The organism is Synechococcus sp. 8F6 (assembly GCF_002252665.1).
Taxonomy (GTDB): Bacteria; Cyanobacteriota; Cyanobacteriia; order PCC-6307; family Cyanobiaceae; genus Cyanobium_A.
Map to the genome: position 1 here is coordinate 103590 of NZ_NQKZ01000009.1, position 15802 is coordinate 119391.

Here is a 15802-nt window from a genome sequence, read left to right on the forward strand (position 1 = left end):
TCACCAGCCGCCGGACGTCATGGTCGTGCTTCGCAGGAGAGAGCGGCCATGCCGCAGACAGTCAGGCGAGGCTGTTGCCAGCCAGCACACACGCCATGACCACCGCCACTCAGGACGCCGCCTCTGACCGGCGCAAACAGCTCGCCGCCCAGTTGCTGCGCGGCGAGAGCGTGATGGTCACCCAGCAGGGCGAGATCCGCTCCCTCAGTGAGCGCGGGGACAGCGAGGTGGCGATCACCGTGCCCGAGGGCAAGCTCGCCGCACCCTCCCTCTACTGGTACGAGCGCGACCCGGAGCTGTTTCAGGCCGAGCTGGCGGCGATGAACCACTTCTTCCCCCAATTCCGGCCCGATCGTCTGCCCGATGGGCGCATGTCCTGGCTGGGGTCACTGGCCAGCGGCATCCCCGACAGCCAGCGGATCTGGCACCTGCAGCTCGTCTACGACCATGACCATCCCCATGGCGATGACTACGGCGGATCGATCAGCGTCTTCCCGATCGAGCCCGATCTCAATGCCCTCGCCGAGCAGCTGGATGAGCCGATCCCCCACACCCTGCGCCATGAAGCCAGCGGCGAGTTGAGCCTCTGCACGGTGGCAGCTGAATCGTTCCGCCATGGCCGCGATCACTGCAGCACCGCCGCCAGCGCCCTGGCCTGGGCGGCCAAATGGATCGCTGCCTTTGAGCTCTGGATGCTCGGGGAGCTGAGCACGGCCCAGTTCGCCGGTCACCGGATCTGAGGGCGCTCCCATGACTTCACCCGCCATTGCCGTGCCCGTGGAGGTGCTGTTCTCCCGCCGGGCCCATGCGGCCATCTGCGCCGAAACCCTGGAGCACCACCCCAACGAAACGGGCGGCATCCTGCTGGGGCGCTTCCACCAGAACCGCTGGCAGGTGCTCGAGGCGATCGATCCGGGCCCTGCGGCCGAGAGCACCGCCACCAGCTTCAGCTACGACCGGGGCTACGTGAATCACCTGGCCGCCAAGCTGGCGCGCCAGTACCGCCTGCCCCTGCAGCTCGTCGGCCTGTGGCACCGCCACCCCGGCAGCTTCGATCGGTTTTCGGCTGATGACGACAGCACCAACCGGCGCTTTGCCAGGCAGAGCAGCCATGGCGCGCTGTCGTGCCTGGTGAATCTCGATCCCCAGTTCCGCCTCACCGCGTATCACGTCCCAAGGGATCTCCGTTACCAGCGGCTGCCGGTCTGGATCGGCGATGCTCTGCTTGATGGCGAGCTGCGCCAACAGCTCGATACCTCAGACCTTGATCCCGAGCAGTTGGGCGCATCGGTCCTGGCCTGTGAGCTTCAGGATCTGTTTGCCTGCCGAGCACGGACGGCACTGCCGCTTCGAGGGCCGCTGGTGGCTGAGGTGGATCGGGTGCTGGCGCAACTCGATCAACTGCAGCAATGGCGCTACGGCCTGCGGGCATGCGGGGATGTGCTGCAGGTGGCCCTGCTGGAGCGCGCAGGACCTCGCAGGCAGCTCTGGGAAGTGCGCGGCACGCACGACGGCTTGATCACGACATGCGTTCTGGAGCGCTGCGGCCATGACCAGTAAGCGCTCCGAAACCCCGGCCATCGCCTGGTTTCCGGCCGATCTCTCTGCCGACGGTGTCGATCCGGATCTGCACGGCTACTTCCAGGCAGAGACGGGTCACTATGTAGTGCTGGGAACCGATCCCACCGATCTGCGGGAATGCCGGAACCTGAGCGCGGGTTCAGGGATCCCGCCCCTGCACGCGATCCACACCGAGCAGGGTTGGCAGTTCACCGCCGGCGGGCAGCCGTGCATCGCCAAGCCCTATGGACTGGAGAACGATCTGTTCTCCCGCCATGCCGGCCTGCTGGAGACCGCCGCGATGGCGCAATGCGGCGTGATCGTCTGTGGTTGCGGCTCGGTGGGGAGCCTGGCGGCGCTGGATCTGGCCCGCAGCGGTGTGGGGCGTTTTCTGCTGATCGATGACGACCTCCTCTCGATCGAGAACCTCTGCCGCCACCAGTGCGGCTTGGCTGATCTAGGCCGCAGCAAGGCCCGCGCGGTGGCGGACCGGATCCGGCTGATCAACCCGCGTGCCGATGTGCAGGTGCACACCACCACCCTGGAGCGATTGGATCCTGCTGTGGTGGCAGCATTCGCCACCGCCCAGGACACGCATGGCCAACGGCTGCCATCCCTGCTGTTAGCGGCCGCCGACAGCCGCCGGGCCGATCGCTATGCAGCCCAGCTGGCAGCCCAGCTGCAACTTGCTTTTCTCTCGATCGGCCTATGGGAGCGGGCTTTCGCGGGCGAGCTGTTCTATTGGCATCCCGATGCACCGATGCCCTGTTACGGCTGTGCGTTTGAGGGGCTGATCGGATCACTCTCCCGGCGTCCTGAACCGCAGCGCCGCTTCTACAGCAATGAAAGCGAGCTGCAGCAGCTCGACTTTCAACCCGGCCTCGCCATCGACATCGCCTACGTGGTGCAGGTGGGCCTGAAGCTGGCGATCGACCTTCTGAACCGCCATAACCCCCGCCATGTGCCGCGGCTGCTGGGCAAGCTCAGTCAGTACACGCTGGTGTGCAACAGCAACGACGATCGCCTGGGCGGCGAAGCGGCCGGGATCTTCTCGCACCCGCTGCAGGTGACCACCTCGATCCAGGTGGGCTACGGGCAGAACTGCCCGACCTGCCGACGGGCCTGCTGAGGAGCTGCCATGCCGTTCAACGAGAAAGGGGAATTCATCCGCACCCGCCGCTCAGCGGCCCAGTCCTGCGACTCCACTGAACTGAGCCGAGACGACCTGCTCACCGTTGCCAAGGGACTCGGAGCACTGGTGGTGCTGGCGGGGCTGATCTGGTTTGTGGTGGTTTTCCGTGAGTGGATCGCCATCACCCTTGGGTTCTGGGTGGTGAGCAGCCTGCGGGCCTGGCTCAGCAGATAAGCAAACCTGAGCCCGGACCAATCACCGGCGACGTGCAATGCGACGCCGCTCGGTGCCGTCCACCCCGATCACGAGCACGTCGGCTTCGGTGAGCTCAAAGATGGCTCGCTGCTCAAAGCGCTGTGCGATCACCAGCGCCTCTGCGAGTTGCAAGCCGCTGATGGCCCAACTGGCTTCCGCCCAGGGGCCACTGCAGGATCGGCCAAGCACCTCGATCGATTGGGCATCCGGAGCGCGCATTTGCAGGTAGCGATGCAGCAGGCGATGGCGCTCCCTGTTGACGTCGGCCTCCAGAACACGCTCATGGGGGTTCTGGGCTGTGATCACATGCACGGGTGCCGGCAGAGGCAGTGCCGCCGCCCCTGTTCCAGCCCAGGCCTGCCCGGGATCGTCCAGGCCAACGATCTCTGTGGCAGAGAAGGCGTCCCAGACATGCTCACGGTCGTCGAGCAAGCGGCGGACTCTGCCCATGAGCTGCTCCAATCCGTCGATGCGCTCCACCGCTTCGGCGGGATGACTGGAGAGCGTGAGGATGCTGCGGCCATGGGCTAGGTGGTTGCGCAAGGTCACCAGGCCGCCCGTCGCTCGATCAAAGGATTTCCGGCTCTCGAAACCGAGGGCCTCGCGCAGAGTTGTGAGTGGGGCCACATGGTTCAACAACGTGGCCAGCGACCAGCCGCCGGGCTCACCGGGCAGGCCCGGTGCATCAGACAGCGGCTGATGACTGAAGGATCCGTACAGGCGCCGCAGGCCCTGCTCGAGGCCCAGCAATCGCGCCAGAAGATAGGCACTCACCACGGGGCTGGCGAGGTCATGGCGCGTGAGGATTCCGACCAGGGTTGAGCCGGAGTGGACCAGCAACCACTGCCGCTGTGCCAGCGCAGCCAGGGCCTGGTGCATCGGCGCTGTCCCCTCCAACCAATGCCATTCAGGTGTGGCCATGGCCACCTCTGCAACACAGCGATCGGGAGACACCCCCTGCAGAGCGCTGCGCAGCACAACCTGAGTCCCGGCCGTGTGGGCAAGGGGGGCCTGGTCAAAGTCGTTGAGCTCCATCCAGATGCGCACCTCCCCAACAGGTTCACCGGGCTCCGGTGCCTGGATGGTGCGACTGCAGAAGTGCTCCGCCAGGAAGATCCGTCCGGCGAGGTCGTCGATCTCAGCGCTGCGCTCCAGCATTCCGGTCAGAGTCAGCCAAGCTGATCATGCCTTGGTTGAGGGTTTGTACTGAGGATTGGCCGCTGGCGGCAGCTCCTGCTGGCCCTGATCGTGCCAGCCGCCTTTGTGGCGGCACCGCAGACCGTCAGGGCGGCAGATGGCTATTGGCTCGATCAATACAACGCGCTGTTGTTTCTGAGCTCGTTCAGGCTGGACCCCGAGCTGCAGGCGATGCGCCAGCAGTGGGCCGGTGTGGTGATGGTGCATGCCGATTCCCTGCCGGATCCGTTGCTGCGTCGTTCCAGGCTGTCGCGGCTCCGCTCCAGTTGAGCTTCAGGGGTGATCCAGCCCATGGCTGCGGGTGATCACTTCGCCATTGCTGCCGAGCAGAAACCTCTGCTGGCTGCCGCTCACCTGCATCCAGGCACCTGTCATTCGTCCCTCAAAGGTGACCTGGCGTCGACCGGGATTGACGCCGTACTGATCAAACCAGGTGCGCTCGCGACGGCTCCAGCTCAAAAAACCTTTGGCACGGAGGCGCTTGAGCTCAGCGGCCGCCCAGCCTTCTGCTCGATCCCTGGCCCACTCTTGGTCTTCTGCACTCTCACGGGGGGTGCAGAACGCTTTGGGGATCTCCCTCACGCCGTACACCGCCGGCATGTAGCGGATGGTGAGGAAGGGGTCGATCGGTTCATCCGCCCAGGCCTCCCAGGCAACGCGCTCACGCTCGAGCTGCTCCAGTGCCTCGGCCTGATCCAGCGCGAGGCAGAGGCGCAGCTCCGCTGGATCAGGCTGCAGCTCAGCAATCAGCTTCTCGAGCCAGTGATCGCTGATCGGCTCTCCCAGCTCAAAGGCACGGATCAGGCTGCCGACCTTGGAGAGGTTGCTGGCGCCAAGACGAGCAGCCAGCTGGCCGGGCTTGAGGTCACGCTGCTGCCGCAGGGCGGCGAGATGACGCGAGAGGTGGCTGCTGCAGCGAACACCGGAGGAAGACATGATTCATCGGGATAGCGTTCCTGCTCATCAACCCCTCGGGGTTCCAGGATTGACCACCTTGCCCAGCAGGAACGGACGGCAGGTTGGTGACCGGCAATCCACTGGAGGATTGGCGCCGGTGCTCGGGATGAACGGAGCGAACTCCTGCACTGAAGGTAAGAGCCGTGGACGCAGAACTCTTCAACAGCCGTGCGAACAACGACGCGTTGAGGAGTTCTGTGTAGGATTAAGAGGCCTTCTGAGCGCTTGGCCACCAACACGCCGCGCTCAAAGGTTAGGAACAGGCGGTTGTCGCATAGCGGGCATGGCGCCCAGCTGCAGGTGTCGGTGCCATGGCGGCAGAACCTGGCCTGATCGTCGCCATCAAAGGAAGGCGGGGCTGGATCGCCAACGATGGCCACGACCTGGTCGTAGGTCATGCCCGGTTTGAGGCGCGCCGCATTGGCCGCGTTCACGGGACTGTTGGGATCAGGAATCGCCGAGGCCAGAAACAGCCCGATCGCCAAGGCGCTGATTCCGGCTGGAATTGCCAGCAGCGGCAACATGCAGCCCATCAGGGTTCAGGCCGCCGGGCTGCCATGGCGATGCCACTGATCGCGATCAGGTTGGCCAGCAGGAACCAGGTGCCCTCAGCGAAGACGTTGATGCGGTGGCGCAGTTCGGCCTGCTGATCGCGCTGCTCGACAGCATCAATCAGTGCGGCGTAATCCGGGATGAGCGCCACGCCAAACATCACTGACAGCGAGGCTCCATAGACCACAAGCAGCAGGGGGGATCAGGCGTTTCATCGGGAGACACCGGGATGGGAGCAATCGGAGCGCACCTCCTCCTTCAGCTGCGCCAGCAGAGCCTTGGCATCGGGGCTGCTCGTGCGGACATAAGCCAGATGGGATCGGCTGAGGTTGCAGGTGGTGGTGCCCGCATCCGCTGCGAGCTGTTCTGTGAAGAAGTCGAGATGGGCCTGGGCGTACTCGCTGCACTGCTGCGTACCAGCGATGCTGCCGTCGCGAATGTCGCGCCAGCAGGAGGTCACCGCCCACTGCTCCTGATGGTCCTGCCCGAAGCCTTCCGGCTCAGACGGGGAGGTGAGAAGCAGCCAGATGAACCAGACCCCCCCGGCCAGGATGGAGAAGCCGGCCGAGGCGACCAAGGTAAGGAGCAGCTTCTGCCAGGTCTTCATCAGCTGCTCTGGTGTTTGACGACGCAGTTGCCGACCAACAGTCCAGCAGCTTCGGCGTGGAGCATGGTCTTGAGGTTCATGGGAGCAGGCCGGTTGGCCATAGAAGTGAGACCAGCCCACACTGACTGTTGAAACCGCAAACCAGATCCCATCTCCTGCGAAGGACAGATGGTGGAGTCGGGGGGAATGCTGTCGACAGCACGTCAACCTCTATGGAGACACAACCCCGTTCCCGTATCACGGTTTATCGGGAAGCCCTGGCATCGCGTCACTACGCCCGGCGGACCATCGAAACCTACGAACGCTGGCTGCGGCGCTTCCTGCGGTTTCACCAGCTGCGGCACCCGAGGGAGATGGGCAGCCTGGAGATCAATGCCTTCCTCACGCACCTCGCAGTAAACGAACAGGTGAGAGCATCGACGCAGAACCAGGCCTTAGCAGCACTCCTATTTCTCTACAAGCGTGTTCTGGAGATCGACCCCGACGAACTTGATGAGGTCGTAAGAGCGCGACGGCCCAAGCGGCTACCGGTTGTGCTGAGTGTGATGGAGGTGCGCGCGGTGCTGCAGCAGCTGGAGGGGCCAGCCGCACTGGTCTGTGGCTTGATGTATGGGATGGCCTACGGCTGATGGAAGCCCTACGCCTGCGAGTGCAGGATCTGGACTTTGCGGGACATCAGCTGACCATCCGCGGGGGCAAGGGAAACAAGGACCGGGTCACGGTGTTCCCCCAGAAGCTCATGCAGCCGCTCCAGATTCATCTACAGGAAGTGCGGCGGCTGCATCGGGTTGATCTGGCCGCCGGTTGGGGACAGGTGCCGCTGCCTGGCGCACTGGAGCGGAAATACACATCAGCCTCACGTGAGTGGATCTGGCAGTGGGTGTTCCCACAGGTCACGCGCTGGCAGAATCGCAACACCGATGAACAGGGGCGTCACCACCTGGATCCATCGGTGATCCAGCGAGCGGTGCATGCCGCTGTACGCGCTGCTGGGATCAGCAAGCCAGCAAGTTGCCATACCTTCCGCCATTGCTTTGCCACACATCTCTTGGAGCGGGGATCTGACATCCGTACGATCCAGGAGCTGCTCGGCCACAGTGACGTGAAGACCACGATGATCTACACGCATGTGCTCAACCGGGGACCAGCTGGCGTGACCAGCCCTGCGGATCTGCTCTGAGGCATGTTCTGCACGTCCGCAGAACATCCAGCCTGCAAGGGAAAGCCCTCCGCTGAATGAGTCAGCGGAGGGCACAGGAAGCGATATCGGTCCCCAGAGGAGGTTTCAGGCGCCTTACGAGGACTTTCTAATTGGCGTTAAGCAAGATACAAATACAGTCTGGTAGGCCAAACTGCAAGCGTGTGTTCAATCAGGCGTAACCAGAGAACCATTTACATAGACAGCTTGAACACCGTCGCATTCATCCCCTGATCCTGTCCAGTCCTGGGTGATATCTACTCCTTCGTAGGTCATGTAGCCATTATACCAAGACTGGTTATCTTCGATATGGTACGCTAAGCGCTTGGGGTCGAATGGCTCGGATGTTTCAAGAAGAAACTCATAAGAGCATCTATTGTTATATGTGCAGAAGAGTATGCATATCTTACCTTTTACCTCTTCGGCAAACAGCTCTTTTTCGTCTACTTCATAGGTAATTCCGTATTCGTGTTCTCTAGATTTGAACGGGAACCCAATGCCTGTAAATGCAATCTCGTGCAGGGATTTCTCGAATTGATCCTCGGGCAAAGGCTGGACATTTATATCTGCATACTCAATCTCCCAATGAGTGAGTTTTGAGTCCACAGAATCCCTTATTTCTTCAACCTCAAGTATCGATTCTGATGCCTCTAGTATCTTATCTTGGTCTCCATTGGAAATTGCATTCTCTAGATCGCTAATCATCTCGGGTATTTCATCTCTCCACTTATTGAGAGAATCCCATGTAAGAGCGTACCAGCTGGTAATTGACTTGCGGCAGCCGTTGCGGAGTCTTAAGTGTGTTTGCATTTGCAGTGTAGAATCAAGAGCAGATTAGCACAACTGCCTAACGACGCAATGCACCTGCACCGCACCCTAAGGAATATGCACGTGACGAATAGATTGAGCCACAGCCCCTACGGGCAGGTTATCGCTGGCGTTAGGCAAACGAAGCAAGAGGCTCCTCGTCATGAGAGAAGCAATTCCCGCTTAACGAGGGCCAGTCTTGGCCTCGCGTGAGAGGTGTTTGACCAAGTCAACGAGTTCTCGTCCCTTCTTTGCTGTCTCCCACATCTTCTCGCTGAATATCTCTGCTGAGTTATCCGCATAAGCGTGGTCGTCCAACTTGCAGAAGGCGTGTACGCACTCATTCCGAGCATCTCGCCATTGATCTAGTTCGTGGAAGAGATCACCATCTACTATCGACCCACTTCCAGTCATTAACTTCTTGGCCTGAGCGATAAGATTGCCAAGACTCTGCTTGCTCGAAACGGCCTGCTCTGTCGATGCGATAATTGACAGTAACCGATCTGTGATGATGCTCTCTTCTAGAGAGATTGCCTCCAGTAGCCAACCATCTTCCAATGCTTCATCTAGGCGATCGAAGGCAAGCTTGTAACGCAAATACCGACCAGTCTGCTTTCCCGTCATTGATCAAGAATGTAATAGAACTGCGGTTAATAAACTCTATGACTAGCTAAAGCCAATCTCCTCTTCTGCCTCAATCCAGAACTCGATCTCCTCTCCCTCCTCGTCAGTGAATGGAATGGTCGAGATTCCGATTGACTCCACCATGTATCTGACCTGGATTCCCAGCTCTTCAATGAAGTCTTCATCAACCGCCAAGTCGATGTTGGCGCCATTGCTGTCGAGATAGGCCTTCAGAAGTTCTCGATCTTTGTCATCAATATCGTCTGATTTTCCAGATGCCAATTTATCAATGAGGACAGAGCAGATACCTTCCTGCTCTGTACTTCTGACCTCAAAGAGTTTTGCACTAGATACGCCTGCTCGGAGATTTATGGAGTATGTTCCGCCTTCGTCCTCAATGCTCATTGCATAGATTTCAATCTCCAAAGGCTCATGACCGTCTGCAAGCCGAAAAGGGGATTGAAGAACCAACGGCTCCTCTAGAGAAGCCACAACGCCGTCACTGACAGTCAACTGATCAGGGACATCCTCATCACAATATGCTGGTTCTTGAAAGATTGCTTTTAGTTTTACTTGGAGCTCTTCAGGCAGTTCGCCGCGAGCATGAGCGCCTACAGATGAATTAAATTCATCTACGCTTCCAAAGCCGACTGCCGAGAGTGCTTGTGAAATTACTTCCTCGCCAATCTCGGTATCATCCGCGGAAAGATAGCCGGGAGCGTAATAACGCCAAGCGCCCCAAGTTTTGGACATAACTAGTGGCTCAAATACTTGCACAACTCTAGACCTTGCTCAGTCAGCAGTCAAGCCGCGTCCCCTCTATTGATGTAAGAGCGGTCTGCCAGCCCCGGCGTAGCCGGGGCTGGCAGACCGCTCCTCAGACGCCAGTCGTTGCAAGGGGTGGGCAGGTCCGTTTCCCTGGTTCGAGTACCACCTCAACCAGACGAACCATGCCCAAGTAACAGTTTGACGCGTCTTCCCTGCTGCCGCTACTGGATGGCAGCAGTGCAGGGGAGCTGATCCCTGAGCTGGTGCGCCACGGACTGCAACAGCTGATCGAGCTGGAGGTGGCCGCCGTGCTCGGCGCGGAGCGCCATGAACGCAGCGACGACCGGCTTGGCTACCGCAATGGCTACCGGCCCCGACTGCTCACCACCCAGGCCGGCGATATCGATCTGAGGATTCCCAAACTGCGGTCTGGGAGCTTTCACCCGTCGATCCTCGAGCCCCGCCGCAGGGTCGATCAGGCCCTGTATGCAGTGATCATGGAGGCCTACATCAGTGGCGTCTCCACCCGCAAGGTCGATTCCCTGGTGGCGGCGCTGGGTTCCCAGAGCGGCATCTCCAAGTCGCAGGTGAGCCGCATCTGTCAGGACATCGACCAGCAGGTGCAGGCGTTCCTGGGCCGGCCGCTGGAGGAGAGCGGCTACGCCTACGTCTTCCTCGATGCCACCTACCTCCACGGCCGGCTTGGCCTGGGCCAGCAGGTCTGCTCCAGAGCTGCCGTGATCGCCATGGGCGTCAATGCCGACGGCCGCCGTGAGCTGCTCGGCCTACAGGTGGGTGACAGCGAGAGCGAGGGCTTCTGGAAGGCCTTCATTGGCTCCCTCTAGCCAAAGGCTTCTGCGAAGCAGTAGGAGCGTGGCCTCACTGGTGTCAAGCTCGTAGTGAGCGATGCCCACGTGGGCCTGACCAAGGCCATCCGCCGCATGTTCCAGGGCTGCTGCTGGCAGCGCTGCCGCGTGCACTTTGCGCGCAACCTGCTGCAGCGGGTGCCAAAAGCGCATCAGGGCATGGTCACGGCCGCCCTGCGCTCGGTGTTTGCCCAAGAGAGCGCCGCTGAGATCCTCAGCCGCTGGGATGACCTGGCCAGCTCACTGGCTGAGCGCTTCCCCAAGGCTGCTGAGCTCATGGCCGAGGCCCGAGAAGACGTGTTGGCGTTCCGCCACTTCCCGCAGCACCACTGGAAAAAAGTGTGGAGCACCAACCTGCTCGAGCGGGTCAACGAGGAAATCAAACGCCGCACCCGCGTGGTCGGCATCTTCCCCAATGACCCAGCCATCACTCGCCTGGTGGGGGCGGTGCTGCTGGAGCAGGACGAGCATTGGCAGCTCGAGGGCCGGCGGATGTTCTCCGCCGAGAGCATGGCGGCCATTCCAGCGCTGGATGCTCTACCGGCAGCGGTAGCAGCAGCGCAGGCCATCACCAGCTGATGGTCTCAGGCCCCAGATGAGAGATGCTGCGGCGCCCACACAGGGCGCAGCAGCTGCTCTCAGCGCCCGGGGGCCGCCGCAGACCGTGCTCGGCAGATCTCAGCGGTAGCCAACAACCGACAAACCACCCGGGTGAAAGACTTGACAAGTCAATCGCCTTGATTCAATGTGGAACAACGAGGGACATCTGTGCCACTGGAATGACAGCCCGTCATTCGACCCTGTTCACGCTTGAATCAGGGAATTCGGGCCTCGGCTTTTACACCACGCAAAGGGACGCGGCCGAACCTAAATTCAACTACGCATCTATTATCCATGGAGGCCCTGTAAGAATGTTCAAATATATTGTTCGGCTTTCGCGCAATGGCATTGGCTTTGATTGCGAAGTCATGGCTAGAAGTTCATATGAAGCCAAGGAGGTAGCGCTTCGCCTATATACAGACCACACTGCGATGCGAGCAACTCGAGCATGAGCGAAGGCTGCGCGCAGGCGAGTAATTCTGTTCCATTGGCTCCTAGCCGTGAAATCGGCTCTGCCAAATGTCAAAGGAAAGATCCCTGCAGCAGGCAAATGTCCCATGCCGAGGGCCTAGGCGCTGGAGGCTGGCGAAAGCCGGTGAGTTACTTCCCCTGCACTGCAGAGGATGCTGCTGCATGAATTCGGCTCAGCCGCTTTTGCTGGCCCAGGGATTGCTGCAGGACCCTGGCGCCGCTGCCCTGGTGATCGGCGTCACCGGACACCGCGATCCCAGGCTTCTGCTTCCAGCCGTCAAAGGCATCAAGCCAGTGAGTCTTATAGAGGTAATACTTGAACGCCCCCTCAGGTTCAACATCATCCACCCGAAACGGCAGGATCATCACTCCAGAGCGGTCTGCCAGTGTCAATTCATTGATCACCTGCTCTGATTGCATGGACTCAACACTCCACAAGAGCACCATCAACTGACAATTCGGAATGGCTTTGGTGATCGCCTGAGCCCACTTGCTCACCAGCCATGATGCTTTCTGGTGCCATCCAGCAATTCACATTCAGATCTTCCAGATGCGATCGGATTGCTTCAGCGATCCGCCGGTTGCGACTGGAATAGCTGATGAATACCTGCTCTAAGGCCATGTCCTTTTCAGCCATGAATGCTTCCGGTAATCAGGCAACCATCATCCCTCAGCCACCTCAAGGCAGCTGAATGCCAAGCCGTTTTAGGAAAGCCACCTCGTCGATCACCTCAACGCCGAGGGCTTGGGCCTTCTTGAGCTTGCTGCCAGCCTTCTCACCGGCCACAAGCAGATCCGTCTTGCTGCTCACCGAGCCCGTGGCGTTGCCGCCGGCGCGTTCCACCAGCAGCTCGGCCTGCTTGCGTTCGATGTGCTCGAGTGTTCCAGTGATCACCACGGTAAGGCCGGAGAAGGCATCTGCCGTGATGGCCATGGTCTGAGGGTCCCAAGCGGGCTTAGCGGACATGACTGGGTCTTGTTAGAGAAGATCCTGATTCTGGAGCAGACAAGGCAGGCAGAAGCTGGTCACGTCTCCGCTATCGAAAACTTGCATAAAACTCTCCCAAGGCTACAGCTATCCCTCCCTTAAGGTTGGTCAACAGGCAACTCCTCGCATGGCCAAGCCAGTTGTGGTGTCTCACCAAGGAGTAACGAGTTCCTTCCAGTTGAGCAAGCTGGAGCGCCAGAAGCTGTACGGCGCCCGCCGCCGCATCCCAGTGGATGGCAGCGGCAATCCCTGCACTCGCGCTGCGCTCACCGGCGACGGGCTTGTGCTGATCACCGCCGGAATGACGGCCCAAGGCTGGTTCGCCCCCGATGGTCGCCAAGTGGAGAGCAGCAAGATCGGCGCCTGTGACGGCGACGGCAATCCTCTCGAGCTGGTGCCATCCACCCTCGGAGAGACGCAACAGCTGGAAGGGCCCGTACTGGCAACCGAGGTGCTGGATCTGGCAGTTGCCTCGATCTATCGGCTCGAGCCCGAAAGCCTCGATGAGCAGCTGGGCAAAGCCTTGAGCGAAGGCGAGATCTGGCGCTTTCGCTTCAATTACCGCCCTGACTACCGGGCTGAGACAGCGTTCCTGCTCGCCAATAAGGAGGGGATCTTCGCGCTGGTGGGAGTGCCCAGCGCGCCGCGCTATCTGGCACCCAACGCGCCGCCCCCGCCAGAAGATGACGACCAAAGCGACGACGAACTCGATTTCGAGATGCTCTGAGCCATGCGTTCCATTCACCTTGCCGATGCAAGCAGCCGCGACGCCTATCTGCGCTTCGTATCGGTGCGGGCACCGTCCCCGCCGCAGCGGGTGGTCGATGGCCGGCCTGTCGCCATGCGCCGCCTCCTGGCGTCAGGCGAAGCCAATACCCATGAAACCCTGGCGGACAAGCACGGTGAGGCGCTGGGCCAGGCGCTGATCGATGGCGATCCGGAGCTAGATCTCGAACTGATCGGCCGCCCGATCGAGCGCACCAACACCGTGTTCCTCGACAGCAGCCGCCAGATCCTGCGCATGGCTCCTGATCTGGTGGAGGTGATTCTCGATCCCTTTGGACAGGAAAAGGAGCGACGGGCTCCGGAAGACCGCTTTGCCAACGTGAGCGAGGAGATCCCGGTGCGCTTCACCAAGACCCGCATCAGCCGGGCTGACGCGGTGAGGCGCTTTGCCTTCAGCCGCACGCTGCAGCTGTGGCATACCGATGGCCTCAGCTACGAATTTCTGCATGGCATCGCCGCTGAGCTGGATGCCGCCGATGAGATGGTGCTGCTAGCCGCCGGCGAGAAGGCGCGAGATCCCCTGGTGTTGCAGCTCAATGGTCTGCCCTGGCGAGCCTTTCTGGAGGGCCGCGTTAACCACAGCGGCTATTGCCTGCTGCTGCGGCTCTCGAATCTCGAGCTCAAGGCTCCCCCCGCCAAGCCATGACCGACCCCCGACTTGAAACCATTGCCAAGCGCTACAAAGCTGCAGTGGCGGGTCGCTACCGCGCCATCCGGCCCTCCGATCTGCAGGCGATTCCCCATGCGCCCTGCTTTGTGAGCCGCAAAATCGATGGCGAGCTGTGGCTGGCGGAACTCCACAACGGCAAAGCTCGCCTGTTTGCCCGCGATGGTCGCTCCATGGGGACCGGGCCCTTGCTGAAGGGGTTGGCTGCGCTGGCCAAGGGGCGCAAGCAGCCATTGGTGATCGCCGGTGAATTGCATGTGCCTGCTGCAGACGGCGGCCGTGAGCGGGTGGGGGATGTGGCTGCTGCTCTGGCCGCCGGCGATCACGACCGGCTGGCCTATGCGGTTTTTGATGTGGTGGAGCTCGATGGTGCGCCGCCACCGGCCGACTACCACCCGCGTCTGGAGCTGCTGCAGGCCTTGCTGAGCAAGCCTCCGGTGCCGCAGCTGGCGGTGGTCGACACCGAGGAGCTGCAAGAGCCCGCGGAGCTGCGTCCCCATCTCGAGCGCTGGGTGGCGAGTGGGGATGCGGAAGGTCTGGTGGTGCGCAGCATCACCGGCGAGATCTACAAGCTCAAGCCATCGTTCAGTCTCGATGCGGTGGTGGTGGGCTTCACCACCCGGGTGAGCGAAAGCGATCAGGTGCGTTCGGTGCTGCTGGGCCTGCGCCGGCACGACGACACCATCCAGTTGCTGGGGGCCTGCGGCAACTTCCCCGGCGAGGCAATGCGCCGTGAGCTGCTCGCCGCCCTTGAGCCGCTGGAATGTGCCAGTGGTTTCCGCCACTCCAGCAGCGACGGCAACCTCTATCGCTTCGTGCGGCCGGAGCTGGTGCTAGAGCTCAGCTGCACCGATCTGCAGACAGACGACAGCGCCGGCGATCCCGTGCGTCGCTGGGTGCTCCGCCATTCAGAAGAGGAGGGCTGGCAGCCGATCGTGGATGCGGTGGCGGCGAGCATGATCCACCCGGTGGTCGTCCGCCGCCGCAGCGACAAGAGCGCCGATGGCCTCGACGTGCGGCTGAGCCAGCTGCAGGAGTACCTGCCGGAGCTAGATCCACAGGCTCCACTGGAGCCACGCCAGCTGCCCCGCAGCGAACCGGTGCGCCGGCAGGTGTGGACCAAGGCGGGCAAAGGGGGCATTGCCGTGCGCAAACTGCTGGTGTGGAAGAGCAGCAAGGAGGAAACCTGGCCCGGCTGGCCTGCCTGGTTGGTGCACTTCACCGACTACAGCCCCGATCGCAAGACCCCTCTGGAGCGCACCCTGCGCACTGCCCGCAGCGAGGCCGAAGCGAATGCTGTTGCCGATGCACTGATCGCTGAGAGCATCAAGAAGGGCTGGGAGGAGGTGGTTGCATCACCAAAAGCAGCAGCGCAGCAACAGAAAATAACAACGCGTTCTACCCGTAAACCAAAAAGCAAACCAGCTGATTGATGCACGATCCAAAACTTTACCGGCTCCTCAGGGATGCCGACCAAAACAAACGAGAGCAAGCACTGGTCACCTTGGTTGAGGCCATACGTCTTGAAGATCCGCACCGCCCGGGCGGTGCCCACGCCATGGCTGTGCAGGAACACCATGATTTCGCGCACCACCTTCTGATCGGCCCAGGCCTGGGCGATGCGACCGGCGCGCACCTGGCCGATGCCCGGCACCTCCCGCAGCCGTTCCGGCGCCTGCTCGATCACCTCGAACACCTCCGCACCAAAGGCCTCAACCAGCTTGCTGGCGTAGATCGGGCCGATGCCGCGGATCATCCCCGAGCCCA

At 61.3% G+C, this 15802-nt stretch carries 18 protein-coding genes and 3 pseudogenes; 10 read left to right on the plus strand and 11 right to left on the minus strand.

The window, feature by feature from the left end; translation table 11 throughout:
- The first annotated feature begins 95 nt into the window (after positions 1-95).
- From CJZ78_RS08495 to CJZ78_RS08510, 4 genes are read left to right on the plus strand one after another with little or no spacing between them, the layout of a single operon-like run.
- The gene (locus tag CJZ78_RS08495) at positions 96-740 is read left to right on the plus strand and encodes a hypothetical protein (RefSeq protein ID WP_094560628.1); all 645 of its coding nucleotides are present in this window, start codon (positions 96-98) and stop codon (positions 738-740) included.
- Positions 741-750: 10 nt separating this feature from the next.
- On the plus strand, positions 751-1560 hold the full coding sequence (locus tag CJZ78_RS08500; protein WP_094560630.1) for a Mov34/MPN/PAD-1 family protein: 810 nt from the start codon (positions 751-753) through the stop codon (positions 1558-1560).
- Positions 1550-2689 carry a ThiF family adenylyltransferase gene (locus CJZ78_RS08505; protein WP_094560632.1) on the plus strand — a complete coding sequence of 380 codons (1140 nt, stop codon included), beginning with the start codon at positions 1550-1552 and terminating at the stop codon, positions 2687-2689. Before CJZ78_RS08500 ends, CJZ78_RS08505 begins: the two co-directional genes overlap by 11 nt.
- A 9-nt stretch (positions 2690-2698) precedes the next feature.
- Complete coding sequence (locus tag CJZ78_RS08510; RefSeq protein ID WP_094560634.1) at positions 2699-2926, plus strand: hypothetical protein; 228 nt, start codon at positions 2699-2701, stop codon at positions 2924-2926.
- 21 nt (positions 2927-2947) lie between these two features.
- On the opposite strand, the gene CJZ78_RS08515 is transcribed toward CJZ78_RS08510, so the two are convergent.
- Entirely contained in the window at positions 2948-4105 is a 1158-nt protein-coding gene (locus CJZ78_RS08515; protein ID WP_094560636.1) for a DUF3293 domain-containing protein, read from the minus strand.
- A gap of 90 nt (positions 4106-4195) precedes the next feature.
- Between CJZ78_RS08515 and CJZ78_RS08520 the strand changes: the two genes are divergently transcribed.
- Positions 4196-4414 (plus strand): hypothetical protein, encoded by a 219-nt coding sequence (locus CJZ78_RS08520; protein ID WP_094560638.1) that lies wholly within the window; start codon positions 4196-4198, stop codon positions 4412-4414.
- A gap of 3 nt (positions 4415-4417) precedes the next feature.
- Here CJZ78_RS08520 and CJZ78_RS08525 read toward each other — a convergent pair whose 3' ends face one another.
- The 3 genes from CJZ78_RS08525 to CJZ78_RS08535 all read right to left on the minus strand — a co-directional run bounded on the left by CJZ78_RS08525 (position 4418) and on the right by CJZ78_RS08535 (position 6260).
- The gene (locus CJZ78_RS08525) at positions 4418-5080 is read right to left on the minus strand and encodes a hypothetical protein (RefSeq protein WP_094560640.1); all 663 of its coding nucleotides are present in this window, start codon (positions 5078-5080) and stop codon (positions 4418-4420) included.
- 553 nt (positions 5081-5633) lie between these two features.
- Positions 5634-5804, minus strand: coding sequence for a hypothetical protein (locus CJZ78_RS14060; RefSeq protein WP_158217063.1), 171 nt, complete (start codon positions 5802-5804; stop codon positions 5634-5636).
- A gap of 60 nt (positions 5805-5864) precedes the next feature.
- Positions 5865-6260: a hypothetical protein gene (locus CJZ78_RS08535; RefSeq protein ID WP_094560644.1), complete on the minus strand. Its 396-nt coding sequence runs from the start codon at positions 6258-6260 to the stop codon at positions 5865-5867.
- A 212-nt stretch (positions 6261-6472) separates the two neighbouring features.
- On the opposite strand from CJZ78_RS08535, the pseudogene CJZ78_RS14815 reads away from it, so the two are divergent.
- A pseudogene (locus CJZ78_RS14815) lies at positions 6473-7440 on the plus strand (integron integrase).
- 186 nt (positions 7441-7626) lie between these two features.
- Here CJZ78_RS14815 and CJZ78_RS13750 read toward each other — a convergent pair.
- From CJZ78_RS13750 to CJZ78_RS13755, 3 genes are all read right to left on the minus strand, one after another.
- Positions 7627-8163, minus strand: coding sequence for a hypothetical protein (locus CJZ78_RS13750; protein WP_143592884.1), 537 nt, complete (start codon positions 8161-8163; stop codon positions 7627-7629).
- A gap of 285 nt (positions 8164-8448) precedes the next feature.
- Complete coding sequence (locus CJZ78_RS08545) at positions 8449-8862, minus strand: hypothetical protein (protein ID WP_143592885.1); 414 nt, start codon at positions 8860-8862, stop codon at positions 8449-8451.
- Positions 8863-8931: 69 nt separating this feature from the next.
- On the minus strand, positions 8932-9642 hold the full coding sequence (locus CJZ78_RS13755) for a hypothetical protein (protein ID WP_143592886.1): 711 nt from the start codon (positions 9640-9642) through the stop codon (positions 8932-8934).
- Positions 9643-9905: 263 nt separating this feature from the next.
- Here CJZ78_RS13755 and CJZ78_RS08555 point away from each other — a divergent pair.
- Positions 9906-11102 (plus strand): annotated as a pseudogene (locus CJZ78_RS08555) (IS256 family transposase).
- A 621-nt stretch (positions 11103-11723) separates the two neighbouring features.
- On the opposite strand, the gene CJZ78_RS08560 reads toward CJZ78_RS08555, so the two are convergent.
- Genes CJZ78_RS08560 through CJZ78_RS08570 form a run of 3 tightly spaced genes read right to left on the minus strand, consistent with a single transcriptional unit; the run spans position 11724 to position 12528 of the window.
- Positions 11724-12041: a hypothetical protein gene (locus CJZ78_RS08560; protein ID WP_233128610.1), complete on the minus strand. Its 318-nt coding sequence runs from the start codon at positions 12039-12041 to the stop codon at positions 11724-11726.
- Complete coding sequence (locus tag CJZ78_RS08565; RefSeq protein ID WP_094560652.1) at positions 12019-12231, minus strand: toll/interleukin-1 receptor domain-containing protein; 213 nt, start codon at positions 12229-12231, stop codon at positions 12019-12021. Before CJZ78_RS08565 ends, CJZ78_RS08560 begins: the two co-directional genes overlap by 23 nt.
- A gap of 42 nt (positions 12232-12273) precedes the next feature.
- A complete protein-coding gene (locus CJZ78_RS08570; RefSeq protein WP_233128611.1) occupies positions 12274-12528 on the minus strand; it encodes a BRCT domain-containing protein in 255 nt (84 codons plus the stop codon).
- A 232-nt stretch (positions 12529-12760) separates the two neighbouring features.
- Between CJZ78_RS08570 and CJZ78_RS08575 the strand changes: the two genes are divergently transcribed.
- The 3 genes from CJZ78_RS08575 to CJZ78_RS08585 are packed head-to-tail and all read left to right on the plus strand — an operon-like array spanning position 12761 to position 15468.
- Positions 12761-13309, plus strand: a complete 549-nt coding sequence (locus tag CJZ78_RS08575) for a hypothetical protein (RefSeq protein WP_094560656.1) — start codon at positions 12761-12763, stop codon at positions 13307-13309.
- A 3-nt stretch (positions 13310-13312) separates the two neighbouring features.
- Positions 13313-14014: a hypothetical protein gene (locus tag CJZ78_RS08580; protein WP_094560658.1), complete on the plus strand. Its 702-nt coding sequence runs from the start codon at positions 13313-13315 to the stop codon at positions 14012-14014.
- On the plus strand, positions 14011-15468 hold the full coding sequence (locus CJZ78_RS08585) for an ATP-dependent DNA ligase (RefSeq protein ID WP_094560660.1): 1458 nt from the start codon (positions 14011-14013) through the stop codon (positions 15466-15468). The genes CJZ78_RS08580 and CJZ78_RS08585 overlap by 4 nt, the downstream gene beginning before the upstream one ends.
- 227 nt (positions 15469-15695) lie before the next feature.
- Here the strand turns inward: CJZ78_RS08585 and CJZ78_RS14435 are convergent.
- Positions 15696-15791 (minus strand): annotated as a pseudogene (locus CJZ78_RS14435) (hypothetical protein); the annotation flags it as partial.
- Positions 15792-15802 lie beyond the last annotated feature (11 nt).